The sequence below is a fragment of the Streptomyces sp. NPDC001231 genome, assembly GCF_042896885.1.
Lineage (GTDB): Bacteria > Actinomycetota > Actinomycetes > Streptomycetales > Streptomycetaceae > Streptomyces.
On record NZ_JBIAXS010000046.1, the window covers coordinates 19491 to 46239 of the forward strand.

Below are 26749 nucleotides of genomic sequence, written 5' to 3' on the forward strand. Positions count from 1 at the left end.
CAGGGGGGCGCGTTCGCCGCTCGGCCTGTCCCGCTGATCATCCGCCGCCTACCGTCGAGGGCAGGCACGGCGGTACAGCGGGGAGGTTCGGGCATGGCGGGGCGGGGCCTCCATGAATCCACACAGGCGCATGGACCACAGGGATCCCTCCCCGGCCGCCATGCGCTCCGGCCGGCCGGGAGCCGGCAGGAACCGGACGGCACGATCCGGCGGCGGGCGCCTGCGGAAGCCCGGGACCGCGCTCTGGACCGCTCCCTGGTCCGCATCCGCGACCTGGCGGGACGGCCGCGCGGCACCGGCTTCGCGGCCGACCACCGGGGCACGGTGATCACCAGCCACGAGGCCGTCGACGGACTGTCCCGGCTCGTGCTGCACGCTCCCGGCGCGGGCGAGCGCTCCTGCGTGGTGACGGCCGACGCGATCATCGCGCTGCCCGCCCTGAACCTGGCCCTCATCCGCACCGAGGGCCTCGGCGTGGAGCCGCTTCCCGTCACCGTGCGGGACGGCGTCCGCAGCGGCACCTACGTCCGGTTCGCGGCCGACCGCTGGCGCGAGGCCCGCGTGCTCGGCGCGGCCACGGTGACGTACACGGCCGCGGACAGCTCCCATCTCCTCGACGACGTCACGGAGTTGGCGGTCGGCACGGCGGGCCGCGACGCGCTCCGGCTGGGCGGCGGGGCCGCCGGGGGACCGGTCCTCGACATGACGACCGGCACGGTGGTCGCCGTCCTCGGCACGGCCCTGGAGTCCGGCTGTGGCGACGCCGGCTTCGCGGTACCGCTGCGCCGCCCCTGCGAGGGCCCCCTGGCCGACCTCCTCAGCCGCAACGCGGCCACGGTCGCCGCCTACGGCCCCGACCTGAACCTGGCGGCGGTCCTCGAACTCACGGCCACCTCCCTGGCCCAGGACGGCCCCGCCGGCGCCCTGCCGTCCCTCCACCGGGGACCGTGCGGGCCCGGATCGCCCGCCGGACCGGTCGAACGCGCCGCCGTTGCGGGGGAGCTGGCAGCGTTCGGTGCCAGCCGGGCCGCCGTGCTCGGGCTCGTCGGGGACTCCGGAAGCGGCCGTACGACGGAGCTCGCCGCGCTGGCCGGCCGTCGTGCCGGCGGCGGTTCGCCCGCGCCCACCCTGTGGCTGCGCGGGGCCGACCTGCTGGCCACCGACGCCTCGGTCGCGGACGCGGTGGGCCGGGCGCTGGACCGGGCGGCCCGGATCGTCGCGTCCGCCCGGTCGCCCCTGCCCACCGAACTCACCGACCTCACCACGGAACGCGTCGCACGCCTCGCCCGCGCCCACGGCCGTTCCCTCCTGATCCTCCTCGACGGCCCCGAGGAGATGCCGCCCGCTCTGGCCGACCGGCTCCCCGAGTGGATCGAGGGAACCGCACGGTGGCTGCGCGGCACGGGGGCGCGGCTGGTGGTGGCGTGCCGGGAGGCGTACTGGGAGGCGGCGGGAGCGCGATTCCCGGCGGACCTGCTCCACTCCCCGGTCACGGCGGGGGCAGGTACGGGCGGCGGCACCGGCCATCTGCCGCCGTGCCTGCCCCTCGGCGGCCTCACCCCCGCCGAGGCCCACGAGGCCCGTGCCCGCCACGGCATCCCGGACGGCGCACTGGTGGACGCCGCCGCCCGCCACCCGCTCACCCTCCGGCTTCTGGCGGAGGTGCGCGCCGCGCTCCCCGGCGCCCCCGACCACCCCCCGCTCGACCGTGACGACGTCCTCGCCGCCCACCTGGACCTGATGTGCCTGCGCATCGCCGTCCGTCTCGCCGCGGAGAACGGTCTGCGCGGCACCGCGGTACGGCGTCTGGCGGCGAAGGTCTCCGGCCAGGTGCACGAGGCCGCCCGCCGCAGCCTCGGCCAGGGGGAACTGGACCGGGCGGCGTTCGAGGAGCTGTTCCCCCGCGGATCCGCCCCGGCCCGCCTCGGCGGCGGCACCGGCTGGGCGGCGGCCGTTCTCACCGAGGGCCTCCTCGTCCCGGCGGGCGACGGCTACCGCTTCGCGCACGAGGAGCTCGCCGACTGGATCCAGGGCACCCACCTCGACCTGGACGAGGCCCTGCGCGTCCTGGTCCACCGGCGGCACACACCTGGCACGCCACGCCACCCGCAGTCCGTTCCGCACCACCGCATCGGACCCGTCGCCCAGGCCCTGCTTCTCCTGGCCCGCCAGCACGGCACACGCCGACTCGCCGTCCGGCTCGAGGAGTTGCTGTGCGCCCTCGACACCGACCCGCACTCCTGGTGGGCGTCCCGCCTTCTCGCCGCCGTACTGCTGCGCGTGGCGGACGCGACACCGTACCTCCGCGTGCTGCGGCTGCTCGCCGAGCGGATCGTGGTGTGGCAGCAGTGCGACCTGCCCGTGCCGCCCGGCTTCGGGCCTGGTTTCTGGACCGCTCTGCACTTGTCGGACGCCGACCGCTGCGACCTGTTCAGGCGCCTCCTCCTCGCCGACGGCGCATCGAGGGACACCCACGGCGCGAGCGGCGGACCCCGCCGCCCGTCCCGGTACCTGGACGCCGTCGCGCGCCTCCTCACCGCCGACCCCGCCGCCGTGCAACCGCACCTCACGCGCTGGTTCGACGACGAGCGCCCGCTGCCCGCCGCGCCGCACGCCACCGTGGCCACGGCCGCCCAGGCCCTGCTCCACACCCACCGCGACCGCGCCCCGGACGACCTCACCGACACGCTGGCCGGGTGCGCCCACCCGCGCGCCGAGGAACTGCTGGCCGTACTCGCCGAGGAGGAGCCGTCCGCGCTGTGCCGGGCCGTGGACCGGTGGGCGCACGACGACCGCCCGGCGCTGAGGGCGGCGGCCCTGACGTACGGCCTGCGCACCGCGCCCCGGGCACGCACCGAGGCCGACCGCGAACTGCTGCGCCACGCCGCCCTCACCCTGCTCGACCATCCCGCCGACTCCGCCCTGCACGGCGGCGCGCTCGCCCTCCTCGTCCGGGATCCGCACACCCGCGCCCGCCATCTGCCGCGGGCGCTGCGGCACTTCGCGGCGGGCGACCCGCACCTGCCGCCGAGCACGCTGGCGCTCGCCCTGACCACCCACCCCCAGGCAGTCCTCGCCGCCATCGGCGCGTGCCTGCGCCGGGGCACCGGTATCGGTGAGGTCCTGCGCGCCCTGGGCGACGTCGCCACACCGGCGCTCGCCCGCCGGGTCGCCGTCCTGGTCCGCGAGGCGGTGACACGGCACCCGGAGGCTGCCGGGCCGGTGGCGGCGTACGTCGACCACCGCCTGGACGACGACCCCGCCGCCCGCTCGGTGCTGTTCCCCCTGGTCGCAGGCCTCCTCGACGGCGGCGGGGAGGGGGACGACGGAGGTGAGGGCGAGGGCCCCGGTGACCGGGGCCATCGGGAGCTCGGCGGCCCGGAGCGGTTGCGTTCCGCGCTGGCCGCCGTGCTCGCCGCCCCCGGCACCCCGGCCTCCCGCCCGCTGCGCCGGGAGCTGCTCGACTTCCTGCTGGCCCACGAGGGCGCCCCGGCCGTCCTGGACGCGGTGCTGCGCGCCGCCGCCTCCACCGCCGAGGAGGACCTGCGCGGCCTCGTCCACCGCGTCGGCCTGCTCCTTATCCGCACCCCCGAGGGCGCGGCCGTGTTCGACCGGGGCCTGGTGGAGCTGGGCCGGAACGTGCCCGGTTTCGCCGACCGCGTGGCCGGCTGGCTGACCGACGCGCCAGGGGACTGGGCCGTGGTGGTGGGTCCCAGCGCCCGCCGGATGATCGAGAACATGGCGGGCGTATCCGTCCCGGCCTGACCGCGCACCCTTCTCCGTCGACGACGCCCCCGTCCTCGCCCGACGACGTGCGCCCGATCACAGCCCCCGTACCGATGCAGGCGGCGACCGCCGGGCATGGCACCCTTAGACCTGCGGACAAGGCAGCAAGAACAACTAGGACAACCCGAGACAACACGGACACGGGTTCGACGAGGAGCGGTCACAGTGCAGCGCTGGCGTGGCTTGGAGGACATCCCCCAGGACTGGGGGCGCAGCGTCGTCACCATCGGCTCCTACGACGGAGTCCACCGCGGACACCAGCTGATCATCGAGCACGCCGTGGACCGCGCCCGCCAACTGGGCGTCCCGGCCGTCGTCGTCACCTTCGACCCGCACCCCAGCGAGGTCGTGCGTCCCGGCAGCCACCCGCCGCTGCTCGCCCCGCACCACCGCCGTGCCGAGCTGATGGCCGGACTGGGCGTGGACGCGGTCCTCGTCCTGCCCTTCACCGCCGAGTTCTCGAAGCTGTCCCCGGCCGACTTCGTGGTCAAGGTGCTGGTCGACAAGCTGCACGCCAAAGCGGTCGTCGAGGGCCCGAACTTCCGCTTCGGGCACAAGGCGGCCGGCAACGTCGAGTTCCTGGTCGAACAGGGCAAGACCTACGACTTCGAGGTCGAGGTCGTCGACCTGTACGTCACCGGAGAGGCGGGCGGCGGCGAGCCGTTCTCCTCGACCCTGACCCGCCGCCTGGTCGCCGAGGGCGACGTCCAGGGCGCCCGGGAGATCCTGGGCCGCCCGCACCGGGTCGAGGGCGTCGTGGTCCGCGGCGCCCAGCGCGGCCGCGAGCTCGGCTTCCCCACGGCCAACGTCGAGACCCTCCCGCACACCGCGATCCCCGCCGACGGCGTCTACGCCGGTTATCTGCACGCCCAGGGCGAGGTCATGCCCGCCGCGATCTCCGTGGGCACGAACCCGCAGTTCGACGGCACCGAACGCACGGTGGAGGCGTACGCCATCGACAGGGTGGGCCTCGATCTGTACGGCCTGCACGTCGGCGTCGACTTCCTGGACTTCGTCCGCGGCCAGGCGAAGTTCGACTCGCTGGAGGCATTCCTGGAGACGATGGCCGAGGACGTCGAGAAGTGCCGGCGGATCGTTGCGACGGACGCGAAGACGGCGTAGCGGGAGCGCAGGCCGCTCAGCGGCCGGTAGCCTCCCTCGGCGACCGGCGACCGGCGACCGGCGACCGGCGACCGGCGACCGGCGACCGGCGACCGGCGACCGGCGACCGGCGACCGGCGACCGGCGACCGGCCTACGCCTCTGCCTCCGTCTGCGCCCCTGCCTCTTCCGCGGGCACGGTCACGGCACGTGCCCAGTGGCACGCCACCTGTGCCTCCCCGCCCCCGCCCAGGATCTCCAGGTCCCGGCCGCGGCACGCGTGCGCGACGCCCGCCCGCTCGGCCTCGCCGCTCGCCAGGATCTGGCAGCGGACGTGGAAGCGGCAGCCGGAGGGGATCCGGGACGGATCCGGGGGCTCGCCCGCCAGGACGACGGGATCTCCGGGCGCCTCGGGCAGTACGGACAGCAGGGCCTGGGTGTACGGGTGCCGGGGAGCGGTCAGGACCTGCTCCACCTCGCCGGTCTCCACGATCCGGCCGAGGTACATCACCGCGACCCGGTCGGCGATGTTCCAGGCCAGCCCCAGGTCGTGCGTCACCACCAGCGCGGACAGGCCGAGTTCGGCGCGCAGCCGCAGCAGCAGGGCGAGGATCTCGCCGCGCACCGAGGCGTCCAGGGAGGCCACCGGCTCGTCGGCGACCACGAGTTCGGGCTCCAGCACCAGGGCGCCCGCGATGACCACGCGCTGGCGCTGACCCCCGGACAACTCGTGCGGGTAGCGCAGGAAGAAGCGCTCGGGCGGCCGCAGCCCCGCCCGCGCCAGGGCCCCGGCGACCGCCGCCCGCTCGTCCCCGCGGTACCCGTGGACGCGCAGCCCCTCGGCCACGGCGTCGTACACCGTGTGCCGCGGGTTGAGCGAGCCGCTCGGGTCCTGGAGCACCAGTTGGGCCCGCTTGCGGTACGCCTTCAGCGCGCGGGAGGAGTAGTCGAGCGGGGCACCGTCGAACGTGACGCGGCCCGCGGTCGGCGGCACCAGACCGAGCAGGGAGCGGGCCAGGGTCGTCTTGCCGCAGCCCGACTCGCCGACCAGCGCCACGATCTCGCCGCGCCGGATGTCGAGGTCGACCCCGTCCACGGCCCGGGCCGCGGACCCGCCGTGCCGGCCCGGGAACACGACCCGCAGCCCCTCGACGCTCAGCAGCGAGGATGTGGTCATGGCGTGCTGCTCCTCACGTCGTCCTCCGTCGTCTCCGCTTCCGGCGCCCCCGCCCGCGCGTCCACGTGGACGCAGGCCGCCCGCCGGCGCGGGCCCGCATCCCTCAGGAACTGGTCCCGGGTGCCGCACAGGTCGAGGGCGACCGGGCAGCGGGGGTGGAAGGCGCAGCCGGAGGGAACGGCGGACGGGTCCGGTGGATCGCCCGCCAGACCACGGGGAGCGAAGCGGGACGCCGGGTCGCCGATGCGGGGGAACGCCTCCGACAGGGCCCTGCCGTAGGGATGCCTGGCGTCCTCGTAGACCTGCCGGGCCGGGCCCTCCTCCACCACGCGGCCCGCGTACATGACCGCCAGCCGGTCGCAGGTGTCGGCCAGCACGGCGAGGTCGTGGCTGATCATGAGCAGGCCCAGGTCCTGCTCGCTCACGAGCCGTTCGATCAGGCGCAGGATCTGCGCCTGGATCATCACGTCGAGCGCGGTGGTGGGCTCGTCGGCGATGACCAGCCGCGGGTCGCAGGCCAGCGCCATCGCGATCATCACGCGCTGCCGCTGACCGCCGGACAACTCGTGCGGGTAGGCGCCGGCCCGCGCGGCCGGCAGCCCCACCTGCTCCAGCAGTTCACCGGTCTTCTTCCGCGCGCCCGCCGCCGTCGCCCTGCGGTGCAGCAGGATCGGCTCGGCGATCTGGTCGCCGACGCGGTGCACGGCGTTGAGCGAGTGCATCGCGCCCTGGAAGACGATCGACGCCCCCGCCCAGCGCACCGCCCGCACCTGGCCCCACTTCATGGCCAGCACGTCCTCGCCGTCGAGCAGGATCTCGCCGCCGACCCGGGTCCCGGCCGGCAGCAGCCGCAGCAGCGCCAGCGCCAGCGTGGACTTGCCGCAGCCGGACTCGCCCGCGATACCGAGCTTCTCGCCGGACGCGAGCGCGAGGTCCACCCCGCGCACCGCGGCCGCCCCCGACGGATACGTCACTTCCAGGTCGCGCACCTCGAGCAGGTTCAACGGGACACCCCCAGCCTGGGGTTGAGAACGGCCTCGACGGCCCGCCCGCACAGGGTGAACGCCAGCGCGACGACCGCGATGGCGATGCCCGGCGGCACCAGGTACCACCAGTCGCCGGAGCTGACCGCGCCGGCCTCGCGCGCGTCCTGGAGCAGCCCGCCCCAGGAGACCACGGTCGGGTCGCCGAGCCCGAGGAAGGCGAGCGTCGCCTCCGCCAGGATCGCCGAGGAGATGATCAGGGTGGTCTGGGCGAGCACCAGCGGCATGACGTTGGGCAGCACATGCCGGGACATCACGTGCCAGTGGCCGCCGCCGAGCGCCATGGCCCGCTCGATGTACGGCCGTGACTCCACCGCCAGCGTCTGCGCCCGTACCAGACGGGCGGTGGTCGGCCAGGTGGTGACGCCGATCGCCAGGATGATCGTGCCCAGTGAGCGGGACATCACGGTGGCCAGCGCGATGGCGAGCACCAGCGTCGGCATCACCAGGAACCAGTCGGTGATCCGCATCATCACGGTGGCGTACCAGGCGCGGAAGTGCCCGGCGGTGATGCCGATGACCGCGCCGATGGCCACCGACAGGACGGCGGCGAGCAGTCCGACCAGCAGAGAGACGCGCGAGCCCCAGATCAGCAGGCCCAGCAGGTTCCTTCCGAACTGGTCGGTGCCCAGCGGGAAGCGGGCGCTCGGACTCTCCAGCGGCCTGCCGGGCGCGTCGGTCACGCTCTGCACGTCCGCCCCGACGGTCAACGGCGCGGTCAGCGCGACCAGCGCGCACAGCACGAGGGCGGCGAGGCCCACCAGGCCCGCCCGGTGCGTCCGGTACTGCCGCCAGAAGCGGACGACCGAGGCCCGGCGACGCTGCCGGGCGAGCGCGCGGGGGCCGGGGCCGGAGCCGGGCGCCTGGTCCGGGCCGGCGGTGGTGGTGGCGGTGTCGGTGGTCATCGGCCCACCCTCGGGTCGAGCAGCGGATACAGGACGTCGGCGAGGGTGTTCATCACGATCACCGCCGCGGCGAAGACGAAGAACAGCCCCTGCACCAGCGGCAGATCGGGCACGCTCAGCGCCTGGTAGAACAGCCCGCCCAGACCCGGCCAGGAGAACACGGTCTCGACGAGGATCACTCCCGCGACCGTCCGCCCCAGATTGACGAAGATCAGCGTCACGGTCGGCAGCAGCGCGTTCGGTACGGCGTGCCGCCGTCGTACGAGGTCGTCGCGCAGGCCCTTGGCGCGCGCGGTCGTCAGATAGTCGCTGCCCATCTCGTCCAGCAGCGCCGACCGCGTGACCAGCAAGGTCTGCCCGTACTCGACCGCGACCAGCGTCACCACCGGCAGTACGAGGTGGTGGGCGACGTCGAGGACGTACGCGAAGCCCTCCTTGCCGCCCGACTCCATGCCCCCGGTCGGGAACAGGCCCGGGATGGGGCCCACGCCGACCGAGAGCACGATGATGAGCAGCAGCCCCAGCCAGAACGCGGGAATCGAGTAGAGCGTCAGTGCCAGCCCCGTGTTGAGGCGGTCGCCGAGCCCGCCGTGCCGCCAGGCGGAACGCGTGCCGAGGAGGACCCCGAGCGCGGTGTAGAGCACGAAGGCAGTACCGGTCAGCAGCAGGGTGTTCGGCAGCGCCTCGGTGATCTTGTCGATGACCGGCGTGCGGAACTGGTACGAGGTCCCCAGATCCCCGGTCAGCGCCTTGCCGCAGTAGTCCGTGAACTGCCGCCACATCGGCAGGTCGAGCCCGAACTCCCGCCGGTAGGCGGCGAGCTGCTGCGCGGAGACGGGCCGGCCGGCGGTCATGAACTTCACCGGGTCGCCCGGGATCAGCCGGAAGAGGAAGAAACTGGTGACGAGGACGGCGAGCAGTGACACGGCCGCACCGGCCAGCTTGCCCGCCGCGTACCGCAGATACGCGGTACCGGTCCGCGCCCGTGGCCCGCGGCCCGCCGCCGGCCCGGACTTGCCCGGATCGGCGGCGGGCCCTTCGACCAGCGCGGGTGTCGCTTCAGCGGTCATGTGCGCTCACTGCCTATTCGCGGTCTTCAGCCGTCGCCCGGCGGCGCACCGCGAAGAGCGTCGCGAGGCCGCCGAGGACGACGACGCCCCCCACGATCCCGATGATGACGCCCGTCGACGTGGAACCGCCCGAGGAATCGTCGGAGTTCGCCGGAACGGCCGACCACCAGCTCCAGTAGCCGTCCTGCCCGTAGATGTTGCCCGCCTTGGCCGGCATGGTGGTGATCGACTCGATCTGGTCCGTGCGGTAGGCCTCGACGGCGTTCGGATAGGCCATGACGTTCATGTACCCGAGGTCGTACAGCCGCGACTCGATCTGCTTGACCAGGTCCGCCCGCTTGGCGGGGTCGTACTCGGCCAACTGCTGGGCGTACAGGTCGTCGTACGTCTTGTCGCAGATGAAGTTGTCGGTGGCGCCGGTGTCCTTCGGGGTCGCCGGGAGCGCGGCGCAGGTGTGGATGGAGAGTACGTAGTCGGGGTCCGGGTTGACCGACCAGCCGTCGAAGGCGAGGTCGTACTTGCCCGCGAGCCATGGATCGGTCACGTTGTCCAGGCAGCTGAGCTCGACCCCGATGCCGAGCTTGCCCCACCACTCCTGGAGGTACTTGCCGACCGCCTTGTCGTTGGGGTCGGTGGCGTGGCACAGCACGCGGTAGTTCAGCGGCTTGCCGTCCTTGCCGACGCGCTTGCCGTCCGCGTTCTCCTTGTAGCCCGCCTCGTCGAGGAGCTGGGCGGCCTTCGCCGGGTCGTACGCCAGCTCCTGGTCCGCCGACGGCTTCCAGAAGTACGACTCGTAGCGCGGCGGGATGTAGCCCTGGCCCTCCGCAGCGTGGCCCTGGAAGACCTTGTCCACGATGGTCTGCCGGTCCACCGCCATGAACAGCGCGTGCCGCACCCGCTCGTCCAGCAGGGACGGGTCGCCGTCACCGAACTTCTTGCCGTTCCTGGCCTGGGCGCCCGGGTTGGTGGCGAGGGCGTAGAAGCGGCGGCCGGGGCCCTCGTTGACGTGGATGTCCTTCTCGCTCTTGAGCGAGGCGGCCTGGGCGGGCGTCAGGGCCGGCGAGCCGGCCACGAAGGAGACCTCGCCCTTGCGCAGCGCGGCGACGGCGGCGTCCTGGTCCTTGTAGTACCGGAAGACCAACTCGTCGAACTTCGGCGCGCCTCGCCAGAAGTCCTTGTTGGCCTCCAGCCGCACGTAGCTGTCGGGCTTGTAGTCGGTCAGGATGAACGGCCCGTTCCCGACGATCGGGAAGCTCTTGTCGTTGTTGAACTTGGAGAAGTCGGTGACCTTCTCCCAGACGTGTTTGGGCACGATCGGCACGTCCAGCGCGGTCATCGTGGCCTGCGGCTTCTTCAGCCGGATCACCAGCTGGGTGGGGCTGGGCGCGGTGACCTCGGCGAAGTTGGTGACGAAGTTGCCGTTGGCGGTGGCAGCGCCCTCGTCGGTCATCATCTTGTTGAACGTCCACGCCGCGTCCTCGGCGGTGGCCTGCTGTCCGTCCGACCACTTGGAGTCGGAGCGGATCGTGTACGTCCAGGTCAGCTTGTCCGGCGACGACTCCCACTTGGTGGCCAGGGCCGGGACGACGTGGGCGTCCTTGGCGTCGTAGTTGGTCAGGTACTCGTACATCAGCCGGTGGACGCTCGTGCTGAGCAGTCGTCCCGCCAGGAAGGGGCTGAGCGAGTCGACGCTCTGCGCGACGGCGACCGTGAGGACCTTCTTGCCCTTCTTGCCCTGCGCGCTCTCCGCGGCGTGGGCCTGCGGCGCGGCCGGAGCGAGGGGGGTCGCGAGCCCGGCCGTGAGGACGAGGGCGGCGGCGCCCGCGGCCAGGAGCCGTATCCCCCTCAGGCGGGGGCCGGTACGTCCTCTGCCGTGCTGATCATGTGTCTTCATGGCTCGGTGACCTCGCGTCGTCGCACGCAGAAGACGGTTTGCGTCTTCTGCCGGGCGGGCTTGAACGGGCTTGATCTGGTGACGCCGGCGGAATGAAGTGAGTGTCTATCAGCGGCAGTCTGCGCGCGTCAACGGTATGTCAAACCCCATGTGGCCTGCGGAAATAACGACTTGACCGCGATCTTGCTCCCATTGGTGGAGACCACTGAAGCCTCCCTGGTGAGGGCGTGGCGGCGGAATCCGACCGGTTCTGACTGCGAACACGCGAAGGCCCGCGCCGTCGGGAACGGCGCGGGCCCGGAGGGTGCGGTGGAGCTACTGGTGGGGCGGGGGAGGGGGCGGGGTCTGCCCCTGGGGGTGCTGGGGGTGCTGGGGGTGGTGAGGGGCCTGGGGGTAGGGCTGATCGGGCCGGCCCGGCTGCTGCGGGGGTGCGAAGTGCTCCGGCTGGGTTGGCTGGTTGGGCTGTGCGGGGTGGCCGGGCTGGCTGGGCTGGCTGGGGTAGGGCTGCGCCTGGCCCGGGTACGGCTGACCAGGGCCGGGCTGCCCGGGCTGCTGATGGGGAGCGAACTGCCCCGGAATTGGGCCGGGGGCGGGCTGGCCGGGGTACGCCTGGCCCGGGCCGTGATGGCCGGGGACGGGCCGGCCCGGAACCGGCTGCCCGGGGTGTCCCTGCCCAGGCGCCGGCTGCCCTGGGTACGGCTGCCCCGGATGGGGTTGTCCCGGCATCGGCTGGCCCGGCATCGGCGGGGCCGCGACCGGCGGCGGGTTGCCGTCGGAGGTCCACAGCCCGTGCGCCTGCTGGTGCCGGACGAAGTCCTCCGCGACCATCGCCGCGAGGTTGAAGTACGCCTCCCGCACCTTCGGCCGCATCATGTCGAGGTCGACCTCGGCACCGGCGGACAGATGCTCGTCGAAGGGCACCACGACGACACCGCGGCAACGGGTCTGGAAGTGCGCGACGATGTCGTCCACCTTGATCATCTTGCCGGTCTCGCGCACCCCGGAGATCACCGTGAGGGAACGGGCGACGAGGTCGGCGTACCCGTGCGCCGAGAGCCAGTCCAGCGTCGTACTGGCACTGCTGGCACCGTCCACGGACGGCGTGGAGATGATGATGAGCTGGTCGGCGAGGTCGAGCACACCGCGCATGGCGCTGTAGAGCAGACCCGTACCCGAGTCGGTGAGGATGATCGGGTACTGCTTGCCGAGTACGTCGATCGCGCGGCGGTAGTCCTCGTCGTTGAACGTCGTGGACACGGCCGGGTCGACGTCGTTGGCGATGATCTCGAGGCCGGAGGGCGCCTGGGACGTGAACCGCCGGATGTCCATGTAGGAGTTGATGTACGGGATCGCCTGGACGAGGTCACGGATGGTGGCCCCGGTCTCCCGGCGCACCCGGCGGCCGAGCGTGCCGGCGTCCGGGTTGGCGTCGATGGCGAGGATCTTGTCCTGCCGTTCGGTGGCGAGCGTGGAGCCGAGCGCGGTGGTGGTGGTCGTCTTGCCCACGCCGCCCTTGAGGCTGATCACCGCGATGCGGTAGCAGGACAGCACGGGCGTACGGATCAGGTCCAGCTTCCGCTGCCGCTCGGCCTCCTCCTTCTTCCCGCCGATCCGGAACCGCGGCCCGGGGCCGGCAGGCCGCGTGCTGCGGGCCTTCTGCTTCTTGTTGTTGAGCAGCCGGTCGGAGGACAGCTCCACGGCCGCGGTGTAACCGAGAGGCGCCGCACCGGGGTTGGTCGGCTGCCGCTGGTCGTGCTGTATCGGCTGCGGCCAACTGGCCCCGAGACGGGGGTCCACGGGCTGCTGCGGGGCAGCCGGTGACTGGGGCTGAGCACCGTCGGGCTGCGCGGGCTGCTGCGGGAAACCGTAGCCGCCGGGCTGCGCGGGCGGGTTGGAGACGCCGGGAGGGGCGGCCTGGGCTTGGGGGAACCCGTAGCCGTTCGGCTGCGGTTGCTGCGCGCCGGGGGTGCTGGGGGTGCCGGGTTGGGGGAAGCCGTATCCGGCTTGGGGGTTGGCCGGGGGTGCGGCGGGAGCGGGCGCCGGCTGCTGGGCGGGCGGTTGCTGCGTACCGGGCAGCGGGAAGCCGTAGCCGGGCTGCGGGTTGCTCGGGGGCGTGGGAGGTCCGGCCGGCGGCTGGTGGGCGGGCGGTTGCTGCGCGCCGGGGGTGCTGGGGGTGCCGGGTTGAGGGAAGCCGTATCCGGCTTGGGGGTTGGCGGGGGGTGTGGTGGGGCTGGTCGGCGGTTGCTGCGCGCCGGGGGTGCCGGGCTGGGGGAAGCCGTATCCGGCTTGGGGGTTGGCCGGGGGTGCGGCGGGAGCGGGCGCCGGCTGCTGGGCGGGCGGTTGCTGCGTACCGAGCTGCGGGAAGCCGTAGCCCTGCTGCGGGGCCGCAGGAGCGGACGCCGGGGGCGGCGGTGTCGGCGCGGCAGGCGGATTCCAGGCGGCGGGTGCCGGCTGAGGTGCCTGAGGCTGGAAGGGCGGCTGCTGGGCCGGCTGGTGCGGCTGCCCCTGCGGAGCCGCCGGCTGCGGCTCGCTGGGCCACTGGGCCGCCGGCGCGGGCGCCGCGGGCTGGTACGACGGCGGCAGGGGCGGCACCGGAACCTGCGGGACCGGCGGCGGAGCCCACGCGGCGGGCGCGCCCTGCGAAGCCTCGGCTGCCGCGGCCGGGGCGACTTCCTGCGACGCCATGTCCTGGGATTGGGACGCCGGGGCCTGAGCAACGGCGTCCTGCGGAACCACGTCCTGCGGTGCGGACTCGTGCGGAACCTCGTCTTGAGGAACCTGGTCCTGAGGGACCGCGTCCTGTGGGGCGGCGTCCTGCGGCTCCGCGGCGGGCGTGGAGTCTTCGGGAGCGGTGTCCCGGGGTTCGGTGGTGACGGGCTGGGAGACCGCGGCGGCGGATTCCTCGGGCACGCCGTCCGCAGCCTCGGCGTCGGACGCCGAGGTGTCGGAGACACCCGCGGTACCCGGCTCCGCCGTCTCGCCCGTCTCCGCGACCTGGTCCTTCTCGGCCTCCAGGTCGCCGGACTCGGAGTCACCGGACACCTCGGCGTCGGAGTCCGCCGGGGCCGCGGCCGCGTCGACGTCGCCCGAGTCGGCTTCCTCGGCCGCGTCCTCCGCCGCGTCGGAGCCGTCCCGAAGCTCGGTCAGCCCGGTCGCCCCGGACTCGTCCGCCTCGTCGCGCTCCGCCTTGTCCCCCTCGTGAACCGTGGTCCCGGCGTCGCCCCCGGTCTCTGCCTCGGACTCTGTGTCCGCCACCGCGGCCGACTCGTCCTCCCGGTCCTCGACGCCGGGCACCTCACCCTGCTCGTCGGCCGGCTCCGGCTGCGCCCCGGCGGCCGCCTCCGCCACCTCCCGCCGCACGGCGACGGCGGAGATCCGCATGGTGGCACCGCTCTCGAGGTCATCGGCCCCGGCACCCGCACCCTGGTCCGCCTGCGGCCGCGCCGCCTGCGCTCCCGGCGACGGGAACCCGCCCACCGGAATGTTCGGCACCGCCGCCGGGGACCCGGCACCGGCCGGATCCGTCTCCGACGAACCCGTCGCCCGCTGCGGCTCGAACCCGCTCCCCGCCGGCAGCTTCGGCACGGCGATCGGGCTCCCCGCCGGCGGCGGAGGAGGAGTGAAGGGCGCACCCGGCGCCGGAGCCGGCGGGGTGAAGGACGCTCCCGGCGCGGGCGGAGGAGGCGGGGTGAAGGACGCTCCCGGCACGGGCGGAGGAGGCGGAGGAGGTGTGAAGGGAGCGCCGGGCGCCGCCGTGGCGTGCGGCGGCGGAGTCAGTCCGGGAACCGGGCCGCTCGGAGCAGCGGGTCGCGCGCGGCCACCCGGAGAGCCCGGTGAGCCCTGAGAGCCCGGCGCACCAGCGGAAGGACCCCCGGCCGCACCGGCCGCGTCACCCCCCTGCCCCGCCCCGGATTCCGCCCCGGACCCCGAACCACTCGACGCGTTTTGCGTGTACCAGGCGGGCGGTGCGTAGTCGATCGTGAACTCGCCCGTCGTCTCGATGGCGGATGCCGCGTCGGGCTGGTCGTCGCCGGGCGTGGCCCAGCCCCCGCGGATCCCGTCCCGATCGCTGCTCACAGTTCCTCCTGGTGTGGTCGAGCACCCTCAATGCCGTGCGGGGGCGACCATTTCTCGTCGTCCTTGGTCGTTCGAGGTCGTCCGATCCACCGACTTCCCCCCGTGACGACGATGTCCGGCCCACGGGTTCTGACATCGCGCCCCCATGTACCAGCCTAATCACCAGGAGACTCACCATGGCAGGCCTGTCCGTCTCGCGACGCCCGCCCACTTGACGGCAACCGGCCCGGAATCGCCGTACGCAGCAAGGCATTCACTTGCAAACCGGACACATCCGTGGCCAAGCCGCACAGAAGGTGAACACTGAAACCGAGGCACCGAGGCTCACGAACCGGTCTGTCCGGCAGCGTCATTGAAGGCCCGGCCGGTCAATCACGCACATCTAACGGGACGGTTGACGAAAAGAGGGGGGCGGCACGCGAACGTGCCGCCCCCCTTCGTGTCCGCGCGCCCCTCACTCGGACGCGAGACCTCCGTTGTGCGGAGCCGGCTCCAGGTCGAACTCACCGTCCCGTGCGCCCAGCACGAACGCCCGCCACTCCGCCTCCGTGTAGCGCAGCACCGTGTCCGGGTCGAGCGAGGAGCGCATGGCGACGGCGCCTGCGGGCAGGTAGGCGATCTCGACGCGCTCCTCGTGTTCCTCCGTGCCCGGCGCGCAGTGCCACTGCACGCCGGAGATGTCGAGCGCGTACAGTTCGTCGCGTTCGCGCTCCTTGCGGGCCTTGATCTCCGCTTCCGTCTCCGCCATGTCGCAGCGACCCCTTCCAGACGTGCCCAACGGTGCCGGGCTCACCCTAGTGGCCTGCCGGCCCGCCTCGGCGGGATCGGAGAACCGGGGGAAATCGGACCGCCGCGGCCTGGTACCCTGTGTGACGGCCGTATGTGTACGCACCCCCGGAGCCCCCGCAGGAAGTCCTGCGGGCCCTGGAGGCCGCGCCCAGCGGATCCCCGCCTCCCGAGTAACGGAAGGTCCCCCGAGACGAAGACCGGGGGCACTCGGAGGCCACTCACGGAGCACGAGGAGTACGAGTGTCGCTCGACGCCGCCACGAAGAAGCAGATCATCACCGAGTTCGGTACCAAGGAAGGTGACACCGGCTCCCCCGAGGTCCAGGTCGCTCTGCTGTCCCGTCGGATCTCCGACCTGACCGAGCACCTCAAGACCCACAAGCACGACCACCACTCCCGCCGCGGTCTGCTGATCCTGGTCGGTCAGCGCCGTCGCCTGCTGCAGTACCTCGCCAAGAAGGACATCACGCGCTTCCGCGCGCTGGTCGACCGCCTCGGCATCCGCCGTGGTGCGGCGGGCGCCAAGTAAGACGTCGTGAAGGGAGCGGTTCCCGGGAGACAGGGGACCGCTCCCTTTGCCGTACGCAAGGGAACGTACGGGAACGTGCGGAGTGTCGGTGCCGCTTTGTAGTGTGGTAGCACGACGCAGTAGACGCAGTACCCATAACACGGCGTGATACGGCCTGCCCGAAGAGGGCACGGCACGTCATCGCGCCCGACGAACGAGGAGGAGCGCACCTCGCCGCCGCCGGTCCTCGGTAGTGGCCCCCGGGAGAATGAACCCCGGGTGCTTCGATCGAAGACCGGCCCGCACCAGACGGAGCGCCTCTCCGCCACCGTCCCCCCGCCACACGGGCGGGAGGACGACGACGAGGAGAAAACGCTAGTGGAGAACGAGACCCACTACGCCGAAGCCGTGATCGACAACGGCCCCTTCGGCACCCGTACCATCCGCTTCGAGACGGGCCGCCTGGCCAAGCAGGCCGCCGGCTCCGCCGTCGCGTACCTGGACGACGACACCATGGTGCTGTCGGCCACCACCGCCTCCAAGCAGCCCAAGGACCAGCTCGACTTCTTCCCGCTCACGGTGGACGTCGAGGAGCGGATGTACGCCGCCGGCAAGATCCCCGGCAGCTTCTTCCGCCGTGAGGGCCGGCCGAGCGAGGACGCGATCCTCACCTGCCGCCTGATCGACCGCCCGCTGCGCCCGTCCTTCAAGAAGGGCCTGCGCAACGAGATCCAGGTCGTCTGCACCGTCATGGCGCTCAACCCCGACCACCTGTACGACGTCGTGGCGATCAACGCCGCGTCCGCGTCCACGCAGCTGGCCGGCCTGCCCTTCTCCGGCCCGATCGGCGGCGTCCGCGTCGCGCTGATCCGCGGTCAGTGGGTCGCCTTCCCGACGCACACCGAGCTCGAGGACGCCGTCTTCGACATGGTGGTCGCCGGCCGCGTCCTGGAGGACGGCGACGTCGCGATCATGATGGTCGAGGCCGAGGCCACCGAGAAGACCATCAAGCTGGTCGAGGGCGGTGCCGAGGCCCCCACCGAGGAGGTCGTCGCCGCCGGCCTGGAAGCCGCGAAGCCCTTCATCAAGGTGCTCTGCCGCGCCCAGTCGGACCTCGCCGCCAAGGCCGCCAAGCCGACCGGCGAGTTCCCGATCTTCCTCGACTACCAGGACGACGTCCTGGAGGCGCTCACCGCCGCCGTCCGCCCCGAGCTCTCCCAGGCGCTCACCATCGCCGGCAAGCAGGAGCGCGAGACGGAGCTGGACCGCGTCAAGGGGCTGGCCGCCGAGAAGCTGCTGCCCGAGTTCGAGGGCCGCGAGAAGGAGATCTCCGCCGCGTACCGCTCGCTGACCAAGACCCTGGTCCGCGAGCGCGTCATCAAGGAGAAGAAGCGCATCGACGGCCGCGGTGTCACCGACATCCGCACGCTGGCCGCCGAGGTCGAGGCCCTCCCGCGGGTGCACGGCTCCGCGCTGTTCGAGCGTGGCGAGACCCAGATCCTGGGCGTCACCACCCTGAACATGCTCCGCATGGAGCAGCAGCTGGACACCCTCTCCCCGGTGACCCGCAAGCGCTACATGCACAACTACAACTTCCCGCCGTACTCCACCGGTGAGACCGGCCGCGTCGGCTCCCCCAAGCGCCGCGAGATCGGCCACGGCGCCCTCGCCGAGCGCGCGCTCGTGCCGGTGCTGCCCGCACGCGAGGAATTCCCCTACGCGATCCGTCAGGTCTCCGAGGCCCTCGGGTCCAACGGTTCGACCTCGATGGGCTCGGTCTGCGCCTCCACCATGTCGCTGCTGAACGCCGGTGTGCCGCTGAAGGCCCCGGTCGCCGGTATCGCCATGGGTCTGATCTCCCAGGAGATCGACGGCGAGACGCACTACGTGACGCTGACCGACATCCTCGGTGCCGAGGACGCCTTCGGCGACATGGACTTCAAGGTCGCCGGTACGAAGGAGTTCGTCACCGCCCTCCAGCTCGACACCAAGCTGGACGGCATCCCGGCCTCCGTGCTGGCCGCGGCCCTGAAGCAGGCCCGTGACGCCCGCCTCCACATCCTCGACGTGATGATGGAAGCGATCGACAGGCCGGACGAGATGTCCCCGAACGCGCCGCGGATCATCACCGTGAAGATCCCGGTCGACAAGATCGGCGAGGTCATCGGCCCCAAGGGCAAGATGATCAACCAGATCCAGGAGGACACGGGCGCCGAGATCACCATCGAGGACGACGGCACGATCTACATCGGTGCAGCCGACGGCCCGTCGGCCGAGGCCGCCCGTGCCACGATCAACGGCATCGCCAACCCGACGATGCCCGAGGTCGGCGAGCGCTACCTGGGCACGGTCGTGAAGACGACCACCTTCGGCGCGTTCGTCTCCCTGCTCCCCGGCAAGGACGGTCTGCTGCACATCTCGCAGATCCGCAAGCTGGCCGGCGGCAAGCGCGTGGAGAACGTCGAGGACGTGCTCGGTGTGGGCCACAAGGTCCAGGTCGAGATCGCCGAGATCGACTCCCGCGGCAAGCTCTCCCTGGTCCCCGTGATCGAGGGCGAGGAAGACGGCAACGACAAGAAGGACGACGCCGACAAGTGACGTCCCGTGGCTTCAAGGCGACGGCCCGCACCTCCTCGGAGGCGCGGGCCGTCGCCCGTACCCAAACCCTCATCAAGGGCCAGAACGGCATCGGCACCGTCCGCAGGACCACCCTCCCGGGCGGCCTGCGCATCGTCACCGAGACCCTGCCCTCCGTGCGCTCGGCCACCTTCGGTATCTGGGCGCACGTCGGCTCCCGCGACGAGACCCCCGCGCTGGGCGGTGCCACGCACTACCTGGAGCACCTGCTCTTCAAGGGCACGTCCCGCCGGTCCGCCCTGGACATCTCCGCCGCGCTCGACGCCGTCGGCGGCGAGATGAACGCGTTCACGGCCAAGGAGTACACGTGCTACTACGCGCGTGTGCTCGACACCGACCTGCCCCTCGCCATCGACGTCGTCTGCGACATGCTCACCGGCTCGCTGATCCTCGAGGAGGACGTCGACGTCGAGCGCGGCGCGATCCTCGAAGAGATCGCCATGACCGAGGACGACCCCGGCGACTGCGTGCACGACCTGTTCGCGCACACCATGTTCGGCGACAACCCCCTCGGGCGCCCCGTCCTCGGCACGGTCGACACGGTCAACGCCCTCACCGCCGACCGCATCCGCCGCTTCTACAAGAAGCACTACGACCCCACCCACCTGGTGGTCGCCTGCGCCGGCAACATCGACCACGCCAAGGTCGTACGCCAGGTCCGCGCCGCCTTCGAGAAGGCCGGCGCCCTCAAGAACGCCCAGGCCGCCCCCATCGCCCCGCGCGACGGCCGCCGCACCCTGCGCGCCGCCGGCCGGGTCGAGCTCCAGAACCGCAGAACGGAGCAGGCGCACGTCGTCCTCGGCATGCCCGGCCTCGCCCGCACCGACGACCGGCGCTGGGCCCTGGGCGTGCTGAACACCGCCCTCGGCGGCGGCATGTCCTCCCGCCTCTTCCAGGAGGTCCGGGAGAAGCGCGGCCTGGCCTACAGCGTGTACTCCTACACCTCCGGCTTCGCGGACTGCGGGCTGTTCGGCGTCTACGCCGGCTGCCGCCCGAGCCAGGTGCACGACGTGCTGAAGATCTGCCGGGACGAACTCGACCACGTCGCCGAGAACGGCCTGACCGACGACGAGATCGGCCGCGCCATCGGCCAGCTCCAGGGCTCCACGGTCCTCGGCCTGGAGGACACGGGTGCGCTGATGAACCGTATCGGCAAGAGTGAGCTGTGCTGGGGCGAACAGATCTCCGTCGACGACATGCTGGCCAGGATGGCGGCGGTCACCCCGGACGAGGTCCGCTCCGTCGCCCGGGAGATCCTGGGACAGCGCCCGTCGCTGTCGGTCATCGGCCCGCTCAAGGACAAGCAGGCCGCGCGTCTGCACGACGCGGTCGCCTAACCCCCTGTCCGTCCGTCGGTGGTAAGGAAGCAAGAGATGAGCAAGCTGCGCGTGGCGGTCCTCGGTGCCAAGGGCCGGATCGGGTCCGAGGCGGTACGGGCGGTCGAGGCCGCCGAGGACATGGAACTGGTCGCCGCCCTCGGCCGGGGCGACAAGCTGGAGACCCTCGCCGAGACGGGCGCCCAGGTGGCGGTCGAACTGACCACCCCCGGGTCGGTCATGGGCAACCTCGACTTCTGCGTACGGCACGGCATCCACGCCGTCGTCGGCACCACCGGCTGGACCGACGAGCGCCTCGCGCAGCTGCGGGGCTGGCTGGCCCAGTCCCCGCAGACCGGTGTGCTCATCGCCCCGAACTTCTCCATCGGCGCCGTGCTCACCATGAAGTTCGCGCAGATCGCCGCGCCCTGGTTCGAGTCGGTCGAGGTCATCGAGCTGCACCACCCGAACAAGGTCGACGCCCCCTCCGGCACCGCCACCCGCACCGCGCAGCTCATCGCCGAGGCCCGGGCCGAGGCGGGCTCGGCCCCGGCACCGGACGCCACCGTCACCGCCCTGGACGGAGCGCGCGGCGCCAGCGTCGACGGGGTGCCCGTCCACGCCGTGCGTCTGCGCGGACTGCTCGCCCACCAGGAGGTCCTGCTGGGCGGCGAGGGGGAGACGCTCACCATCCGCCACGACTCGCTCCACCACAGCAGCTTCATGCCGGGCATCCTGCTCGGCGCGCGCCGCGTGGTGACCACTCCGGGCCTGACCGTCGGCCTGGAGCACTTCCTCGACCTGAACTGAGCCCCGAAGCCCCTCATGCGCGCGAAGATCACCTACCTCGTCACGGCCGCCGTCCTGGTCTTCTACTTCGTCCTGGTCGGCAGCCGCGGCGTCATGCTCATCCAGTACGGCACACCCGTCACCGTCGCCTTCGGGATCGCCGTGCTGATCCTGCCGGTGATCGGCCTGTGGTTCCTGTGGAAGAACACCCAGTTCGTCCGCCGGGCCAACCAGCTCGCCGCCGAACTCGACGCCGAGGGGGGCCTGCCCGTCGACGAGCTGAGCCGCACGCCCAGCGGTCGCGTCGACCGGGACTCGGCCGACCAGGTCTTCGCCCGGCGCAGGGCCGAGACGGAGGCGGCCCCCGACGACTGGCGCACCTGGTTCCGTCTCGCCGTCGCCTACCATGACGCCCGCGACACCCCCCGCGCCCGCAAGGCGATGCAGCGGGCGATCGCCCTGCACGACGGCAAACCGGTGCAGGCCGCCTGACACCCGGGACACCCCGTGAACGCGACGGGGCCCGGTCCGCGCGCGGACCGGGCCCCTTTGGCATGCCGTCGGCCGGGGTCAGCGCTTCCCGTTCTCCGCCGCCCACGCCTCCACCGCGTCCGCCGCCCGGTCGAACGCCTCGACGCGACCCAGGAAGTCGGCGTTGTGCGTGGTCATCAGCGACGGCGACTCCTGCTGCCCACGGCTCCTGCGGCCGAGCACCAGAGCCTGTCCCTGCACCGTGCGCGGCAGCCCCAGCCAGCGCACCGGCTGCTGCACCGTCCGTACGCCGGCGACCTGCGCCCACGGCGTCGTACGGGTGACGAGGAGGCTCACGTGCCGCAGCCCGCGCGCACTGACCCAGACGCCCATGCGCAGCAGCCGCAGCGCGCCGGCGATCACGACCAGGGCGACGACGAAGCAGAAACCGGCGGAGGACAGCGTGGCGGTGAGCGCCGTGACGACGCCCGCGAGCAGCACGAAGGAGGCGAGCAGCAGCAGGAGGGCGGCCGCCCCCACACGCCACGGCCCGGGCCGGTAGGGGCGTCGCCAGCGCTCGCGGTCGTCGAACGGCAGCGCTACGTCGTCCGCCGCGTCGAAGGCGCGGTCGGCCGTCAGGAAGGACAGGGGCACGGCTGGTCCTCACTCAATCCATGCGTGGGCTGTGCCCGGTGAGGCTATCCGCCTGTGTCCGTGCCCACCACCCGCGGGGGCCGTGGAGGCGACCTCCGGGCCCCCGGCGCGGCGGTGCGGGGACCGTACCCGCTCAGTGTCCGGGGGAGACCTGGGACTGCTGCGTCTCGGCGGGGGAGTGGCTGATGGTCAGCGCGGGCGTCCCCAGGATCACGGAGCCCACGAGCGCGGCGACGATGGTCAGCCCCAGCAGGCAGCGCCCGGCTATTCGGCCGGTGGACGCGCGTTCGCGGGGCGGGGGAGCGACGTTGCTGCGGAACCGGTCGGCTTCGGCGACGAAGGCGAACGGTACGGGTTCGCGCCGACGGAGCATCGGGGGTACGACTCCTTCCGGGGGTCGAACTGGGGTGTCTCACCCATACAGACGACCGAGTGTCCCAAAAGGTGCCCGGTTTCGCCGAATTCGCAGATCTTCACCGAAGATGTCGTGCCCCGGCACCGATCGCCCCGATGTCAGAGCCGGGCCGTAGAGTGGTCGCCGCCCGTCAGCCGTCAAGGAAGGGACCCTCCGAGCCGTGACCGCCACCCCCGCCGACGACCCGAAGCCCAGCTTCCGCAGTGACATCACCGTCGAACTGGTCAAGCACACCGCGTCCGACGCCGACGTGCTGTTCGCGGCCCGCGTCTCGACCGTCGGAGAGCAGTCCCTGGCCGAGCTGGACAAGGACCCCGAGCGCTCCAAGGGGCTGATCAACTACCTGATGCGCGACCGGCACGGCAGCCCCTTCGAGCACAACTCGATGACCTTCTTCATCAGCGCCCCCATCTTCGTCTTCCGTGAGTTCATGCGGCACCGCGTGGGCTGGTCGTACAACGAGGAGAGCGGGCGCTACCGCGAGCTGGAGCCGGTCTTCTACGTCCCCGACGAGTCCCGCAAGCTCGTGCAGGAGGGACGCCCGGGCAAGTACCGGTTCGTCGAGGGCACCCAGGCCCAGCAGGAACTCGTCGGCCGGGTCATGGCGGACTCCTACCGGGAGGCGTACGAGGCCTACCAGGAGATGCTCGCGGCCGGTGTCGCCCGTGAGGTGGCCCGCTCCGTCCTGCCGGTCGGCCTGTTCTCGTCGATGTACGCCACCTGCAACGCCCGCTCGCTGATGCACTTCCTCGGTCTGCGCACCCAGCACGAGCTGGCCAAGGTGCCGTCCTTCCCGCAGCGGGAGATCGAGATGGTGGGCGAGAAGATGGAGGCCGAGTGGGCCAGGCTCATGCCGCTGACCTACGCCGCCTTCAACGCCAACGGCCGGGTCGCGCCGTAGCCGGCGACCGTCCGCCCGCTCAGGCACAGATGTACGGTTCAGCCGCGCGAAGCGTCCGGATTGCGGCCTTTGGAGAAGTTCATCTAGCCTGATCAAACGGACCCGGCACTGCTTGAACCCCCGAGCAGGCAGTGCCGGGCTCCATCATTGCCACCACCCGTCGGCCCGCCCCCCCGAGGGCAGCCCTCACATTGAGCAGCGAGTAGCGTGTTACCCATGGCTCCGACCTCGACTCCGCAGACCCCCTTCGGGCGGGTCCTCACCGCCATGGTCACGCCCTTCACGGCGGACGGCGCACTCGACCTCGACGGCGCGCAGCGGCTCGCCGCCCACCTGGTGGACGCAGGCAACGACGGCCTGATCGTCAACGGCACCACCGGCGAGTCCCCCACCACCAGCGATGCGGAGAAAACGGACCTGGTACGCGCGGTCCTGGACGCGGTCGGCGACCGCGCCCACATCGTGGCCGGCGTCGGCACCAACGACACCCGCCACAGCATCGAACTGGCCCGCGCCGCCGAGCAGGCCGGCGCGCACGGCCTGCTGACCGTCACGCCGTACTACAACAAGCCCCCGCAGGAGGGCCTGTACCGCCACTTCAGGGCCATCGCCGACGCCACCGGCCTGCCGGTCATGCTCTACGACATCCCCGGCCGCAGCGGCGTCCCGATCAACACCGAGACGATCGTCCGCCTCGCCGAGCACCCGCGGATCGTCGCCAACAAGGACGCCAAGGGCGACCTCGGCCGGGCGAGCTGGGCCATCGCGCGCTCCGGCCTCGCCTGGTACTCCGGCGACGACATGCTGAACCTGCCCCTGCTCTCGGTGGGCGCCGTCGGCTTCGTCTCGGTCGTCGGCCACGTCGTCACCCCGGACCTGCGCGCCCTGGTCGAGGCGTTCACCGCAGGCGACGTCCAGAAGGCCACCGAGATCCACCAGAAGCTGCTTCCGGTGTACACCGGCATGTTCCGCACCCAGGGCGTCATGACGACCAAGGTCGCGCTCGCCCTCCAGGGCCTGCCCGGCGGCCCACTGCGGCCCCCGATGGTCGGGCTCACGCCCGAGGAGACCGAGCAGCTCAAGATCGATCTTGCCGCCGGCGGGGTACAGCTCTGACAACGAGACTTCGCACCACCCCGTAACACCCGAGGCCTGACAACTGAATAGGCGGGCCACACCGGTGCCCGCATCCCACCATGACAACTGCTTCTGCACGAACGTCACGCGCGCCACGTGCCCACCGGTACGTGGCGCGCGTGGTGAGGAGAGTCTTTTGAGTCATCCGCATCCTGAACTGGGCTCGCCCCCGCGCCTCCCCGACGGCGGTCTGAGGGTCACACCCCTCGGCGGTCTCGGCGAGATCGGCCGGAACATGACCGTCTTCGAATACGGCGGCCGCCTGCTGATCGTCGACTGCGGAGTGCTCTTCCCCGAGGAGGAGCAGCCCGGGATCGACCTGATCCTGCCGGACTTCTCGTCCATTCGTGACCGCCTCGACGACATCGAGGGCATCGTCCTCACCCACGGCCACGAGGACCACATCGGCGGTGTCCCGTTCCTCCTGCGGGAGAAGCCGGACATCCCCCTCATCGGCTCCAAGCTGACCCTCGCCCTCATCGAGGCCAAGCTCCAGGAGCACCGCATCCGTCCGTACACCCTCGAGGTCGCGGAAGGACAGCGCGAGCGCGTCGGCCCCTTCGACTGCGAGTTCATCGCGGTCAACCACTCCATCCCGGACGCCCTCGCGGTCGCCATCCGCACCCCCGCGGGCATGGTCGTGCACACCGGCGACTTCAAGATGGACCAGCTGCCGCTGGACAACCGCCTGACCGACCTCCACGCGTTCGCCCGGCTGAGCGAGGAAGGCATCGACCTCCTCCTCACCGACTCCACCAACGCCGAGGTTCCCGGCTTCACCCCGCACGAGCGGGACATCTCCAACGTGCTGCGCCAGGTCTTCGCCGGCGCCCGCAAGCGGATCATCGTGGCGAGCTTCGCCAGCCACGTCCACCGCATCCAGCAGATCCTGGACGCCGCGCACGAGTACGGCCGCCGGGTCGCCTTCGTCGGCCGGTCCATGGTCCGCAACATGGGCATCGCCCGGGACCTGGGCTACCTGAAGGTCCCGCCGGGTCTGGTGGTCGACGTCAAGACCCTGGACGACCTGCCCGACCACGAGGTCGTGCTCGTCTGCACCGGCTCCCAGGGCGAGCCGATGGCGGCTTTGTCCCGCATGGCCAACCGCGACCACCAGATCCGCATCGTCCAGGGCGACACGGTGATCCTGGCGTCGTCGCTGATCCCGGGCAACGAGAACGCGGTGTACCGGGTCATCAACGGCCTGACCCGCTGGGGCGCCAACGTCGTGCACAAGGGCAACGCCAAGGTCCACGTCTCGGGCCACGCCTCGGCCGGCGAGCTGCTGTACTTCTACAACATCTGCCGCCCGCGGAACCTGATGCCGGTCCACGGCGAATGGCGCCACCTGCGGGCCAACGCCGAGCTGGGCGCCCTCACCGGAGTGCCGCACGACCGGATCGTCATCGCCGAGGACGGCGTGACCGTCGACCTGATCGAGGGCAAGGCCAAGATCTCCGGCAAGGTCCAGGCCGGCTACGTGTACGTCGACGGCCTCTCGGTCGGCGACGTCGGCGAGCCCGCGCTGAAGGACCGCAAGATCCTCGGCGACGAGGGCATCATCTCGGTCTTCGTGGTGGTGGACTCCACCACGGGCAAGATCACCGGTGGCCCGCACGTCCAGGCCCGCGGCTCGGGCATCGACGACTCCGCCTTCGCCGCGGTCATCCCGAAGATCGCGGAGATCCTGGAGAAGTCCGCCCAGGAGGGCATCGCCGACGCCCACCAGCTCCAGCAGCTCATCCGCCGCACCCTCGGCAAGTGGGTCTCGGACTCCTATCGGCGCAGGCCGATGATCCTCCCGGTCGTCGTGGAGGTCTGACCCCCGCACGTCCCCCGGGACGCGCGAACTGGTGGCGGGGTACCTCGATTTGCATCGGGGCGCCCCGCTCCAGTACGTTTACGGCTCCGCCAGGACGGGAACCCGAAGGCTCCATGCACTTCGGAAGACGCTCCCGGAAGCGGCGGGAAATCCGACTCAGAATCTCTGATAAAGTCGGAGCCGCCGGAAAGGGAAACGCGAGAGCGGAAACCTGGAAAGCACCGAGGAAATCGGATCGGAAAAAGATCTGATAGAGTCG

19 protein-coding genes and 1 pseudogene are annotated in these 26749 nt (G+C 72.1%); 10 read left to right on the top strand and 10 right to left on the bottom strand.

Translation table 11 applies throughout. The features are described 5' to 3' along the window. Nucleotides 1-93 precede the first annotated feature (93 nt). Together ACFY3J_RS36130 and ACFY3J_RS36135 are read left to right on the top strand one after the other, a co-directional pair. Nucleotides 94-3765 carry a trypsin-like peptidase domain-containing protein gene (locus ACFY3J_RS36130; protein WP_384187045.1) on the top strand — a complete coding sequence of 1224 codons (3672 nt, stop codon included), beginning with the start codon at nt 94-96 and terminating at the stop codon, nt 3763-3765. Nucleotides 3766-3951: 186 nt separating this feature from the next. Continuing rightward, nucleotides 3952-4908, top strand: a complete 957-nt coding sequence (locus tag ACFY3J_RS36135; protein ID WP_384187047.1) for a bifunctional riboflavin kinase/FAD synthetase — start codon at nt 3952-3954, stop codon at nt 4906-4908. Between the two features lie 132 nt (nt 4909-5040). On the opposite strand, the gene ACFY3J_RS36140 is transcribed toward ACFY3J_RS36135, so the two are convergent. From ACFY3J_RS36140 to ACFY3J_RS36175, 8 genes and pseudogenes are all read right to left on the bottom strand, one after another. Next, nucleotides 5041-6063, bottom strand: coding sequence for an ABC transporter ATP-binding protein (locus tag ACFY3J_RS36140; protein ID WP_390842646.1), 1023 nt, complete (start codon nt 6061-6063; stop codon nt 5041-5043). Further along, a complete protein-coding gene (locus ACFY3J_RS36145; protein WP_390842647.1) occupies nt 6060-7067 on the bottom strand; it encodes an ABC transporter ATP-binding protein in 1008 nt (335 codons plus the stop codon). Before ACFY3J_RS36145 ends, ACFY3J_RS36140 begins: the two co-directional genes overlap by 4 nt. Continuing rightward, nucleotides 7064-8011: an ABC transporter permease gene (locus ACFY3J_RS36150; protein WP_390842648.1), complete on the bottom strand. Its 948-nt coding sequence runs from the start codon at nt 8009-8011 to the stop codon at nt 7064-7066. Before ACFY3J_RS36150 ends, ACFY3J_RS36145 begins: the two co-directional genes overlap by 4 nt. Beyond that, the gene (locus tag ACFY3J_RS36155; RefSeq protein WP_384187056.1) at nt 8008-9081 is read right to left on the bottom strand and encodes an ABC transporter permease; all 1074 of its coding nucleotides are present in this window, start codon (nt 9079-9081) and stop codon (nt 8008-8010) included. Before ACFY3J_RS36155 ends, ACFY3J_RS36150 begins: the two co-directional genes overlap by 4 nt. 13 nt (nt 9082-9094) lie before the next feature. Continuing rightward, a complete protein-coding gene (locus ACFY3J_RS36160; RefSeq protein ID WP_384187059.1) occupies nt 9095-10975 on the bottom strand; it encodes an ABC transporter substrate-binding protein in 1881 nt (626 codons plus the stop codon). Between the two features lie 315 nt (nt 10976-11290). After that, nucleotides 11291-14560 carry an AAA family ATPase gene (locus ACFY3J_RS36165; protein WP_390842650.1) on the bottom strand — a complete coding sequence of 1090 codons (3270 nt, stop codon included), beginning with the start codon at nt 14558-14560 and terminating at the stop codon, nt 11291-11293. 360 nt (nt 14561-14920) lie between these two features. Continuing rightward, nucleotides 14921-15052: pseudogene (locus ACFY3J_RS36170) on the bottom strand (SCO5717 family growth-regulating ATPase); the annotation flags it as partial. A gap of 454 nt (nt 15053-15506) precedes the next feature. Then, nucleotides 15507-15800, bottom strand: coding sequence for a DUF397 domain-containing protein (locus tag ACFY3J_RS36175; protein WP_141357761.1), 294 nt, complete (start codon nt 15798-15800; stop codon nt 15507-15509). A gap of 281 nt (nt 15801-16081) precedes the next feature. On the opposite strand from ACFY3J_RS36175, the gene rpsO reads away from it, so the two are divergent. The 5 genes from rpsO (at nt 16082) to ACFY3J_RS36200 (ending at nt 21582) form a co-directional block, all read left to right on the top strand. Continuing rightward, complete coding sequence (gene rpsO / locus ACFY3J_RS36180; protein ID WP_225080554.1) at nt 16082-16369, top strand: 30S ribosomal protein S15; 288 nt, start codon at nt 16082-16084, stop codon at nt 16367-16369. A gap of 357 nt (nt 16370-16726) precedes the next feature. Next, entirely contained in the window at nt 16727-18946 is a 2220-nt protein-coding gene (locus ACFY3J_RS36185; protein ID WP_384187065.1) for a polyribonucleotide nucleotidyltransferase, read from the top strand. Next, complete coding sequence (locus tag ACFY3J_RS36190) at nt 18943-20322, top strand: M16 family metallopeptidase (protein ID WP_384187068.1); 1380 nt, start codon at nt 18943-18945, stop codon at nt 20320-20322. The genes ACFY3J_RS36185 and ACFY3J_RS36190 overlap by 4 nt, the downstream gene beginning before the upstream one ends. A gap of 36 nt (nt 20323-20358) precedes the next feature. Further along, nucleotides 20359-21111 (top strand): 4-hydroxy-tetrahydrodipicolinate reductase, encoded by a 753-nt coding sequence (dapB, locus tag ACFY3J_RS36195; RefSeq protein ID WP_384187071.1) that lies wholly within the window; start codon nt 20359-20361, stop codon nt 21109-21111. Between the two features lie 15 nt (nt 21112-21126). Next, the gene (locus ACFY3J_RS36200; RefSeq protein WP_384187073.1) at nt 21127-21582 is read left to right on the top strand and encodes a hypothetical protein; all 456 of its coding nucleotides are present in this window, start codon (nt 21127-21129) and stop codon (nt 21580-21582) included. 78 nt (nt 21583-21660) lie between these two features. On the opposite strand, the gene ACFY3J_RS36205 is transcribed toward ACFY3J_RS36200, so the two are convergent. Together ACFY3J_RS36205 and ACFY3J_RS36210 are read right to left on the bottom strand one after the other, a co-directional pair. Then, nucleotides 21661-22215 carry a hypothetical protein gene (locus tag ACFY3J_RS36205; RefSeq protein WP_384187075.1) on the bottom strand — a complete coding sequence of 185 codons (555 nt, stop codon included), beginning with the start codon at nt 22213-22215 and terminating at the stop codon, nt 21661-21663. A 133-nt stretch (nt 22216-22348) separates the two neighbouring features. Next, on the bottom strand, nt 22349-22588 hold the full coding sequence (locus tag ACFY3J_RS36210) for a hypothetical protein (protein WP_100571778.1): 240 nt from the start codon (nt 22586-22588) through the stop codon (nt 22349-22351). Nucleotides 22589-22790: 202 nt separating this feature from the next. Here ACFY3J_RS36210 and thyX point away from each other — a divergent pair, with 202 nt between their 5' ends. The 3 genes from thyX to ACFY3J_RS36225 all read left to right on the top strand — a co-directional run bounded on the left by thyX (nt 22791) and on the right by ACFY3J_RS36225 (nt 26490). Beyond that, nucleotides 22791-23531 carry an FAD-dependent thymidylate synthase gene (thyX, locus tag ACFY3J_RS36215; protein ID WP_384187079.1) on the top strand — a complete coding sequence of 247 codons (741 nt, stop codon included), beginning with the start codon at nt 22791-22793 and terminating at the stop codon, nt 23529-23531. 216 nt (nt 23532-23747) lie between these two features. Beyond that, nucleotides 23748-24647, top strand: a complete 900-nt coding sequence (gene dapA, locus ACFY3J_RS36220) for a 4-hydroxy-tetrahydrodipicolinate synthase (RefSeq protein ID WP_390842649.1) — start codon at nt 23748-23750, stop codon at nt 24645-24647. A 157-nt stretch (nt 24648-24804) separates the two neighbouring features. Next, nucleotides 24805-26490: a ribonuclease J gene (locus ACFY3J_RS36225; protein ID WP_384187084.1), complete on the top strand. Its 1686-nt coding sequence runs from the start codon at nt 24805-24807 to the stop codon at nt 26488-26490. Nucleotides 26491-26749: the final 259 nt, after the last annotated feature.

Bases quoted from the DNA above. Each gene is read 5' to 3' on its own strand.
- ACFY3J_RS36160 (WP_384187059.1), bottom strand. From the start codon at position 10,975: ATGAAGACACATGATCAGCACGGCAGAGGACGTACCGGCCCCCGCCTG.
- ACFY3J_RS36150 (WP_390842648.1), bottom strand. From the start codon at position 8,011: ATGACCACCGACACCGCCACCACCACCGCCGGCCCGGACCAGGCGCCC.
- ACFY3J_RS36130 (WP_384187045.1), top strand. From the start codon at position 94: ATGGCGGGGCGGGGCCTCCATGAATCCACACAGGCGCATGGACCACAG.
- ACFY3J_RS36200 (WP_384187073.1), top strand. From the start codon at position 21,127: ATGCGCGCGAAGATCACCTACCTCGTCACGGCCGCCGTCCTGGTCTTC.
- dapB (WP_384187071.1), top strand. From the start codon at position 20,359: ATGAGCAAGCTGCGCGTGGCGGTCCTCGGTGCCAAGGGCCGGATCGGG.
- ACFY3J_RS36210 (WP_100571778.1), bottom strand. From the start codon at position 22,588: ATGCTCCGTCGGCGCGAACCCGTACCGTTCGCCTTCGTCGCCGAAGCC.
- ACFY3J_RS36140 (WP_390842646.1), bottom strand. From the start codon at position 6,063: ATGACCACATCCTCGCTGCTGAGCGTCGAGGGGCTGCGGGTCGTGTTC.
- dapA (WP_390842649.1), top strand. From the start codon at position 23,748: ATGGCTCCGACCTCGACTCCGCAGACCCCCTTCGGGCGGGTCCTCACC.
- ACFY3J_RS36155 (WP_384187056.1), bottom strand. From the start codon at position 9,081: ATGACCGCTGAAGCGACACCCGCGCTGGTCGAAGGGCCCGCCGCCGAT.
- ACFY3J_RS36175 (WP_141357761.1), bottom strand. From the start codon at position 15,800: ATGGCGGAGACGGAAGCGGAGATCAAGGCCCGCAAGGAGCGCGAACGC.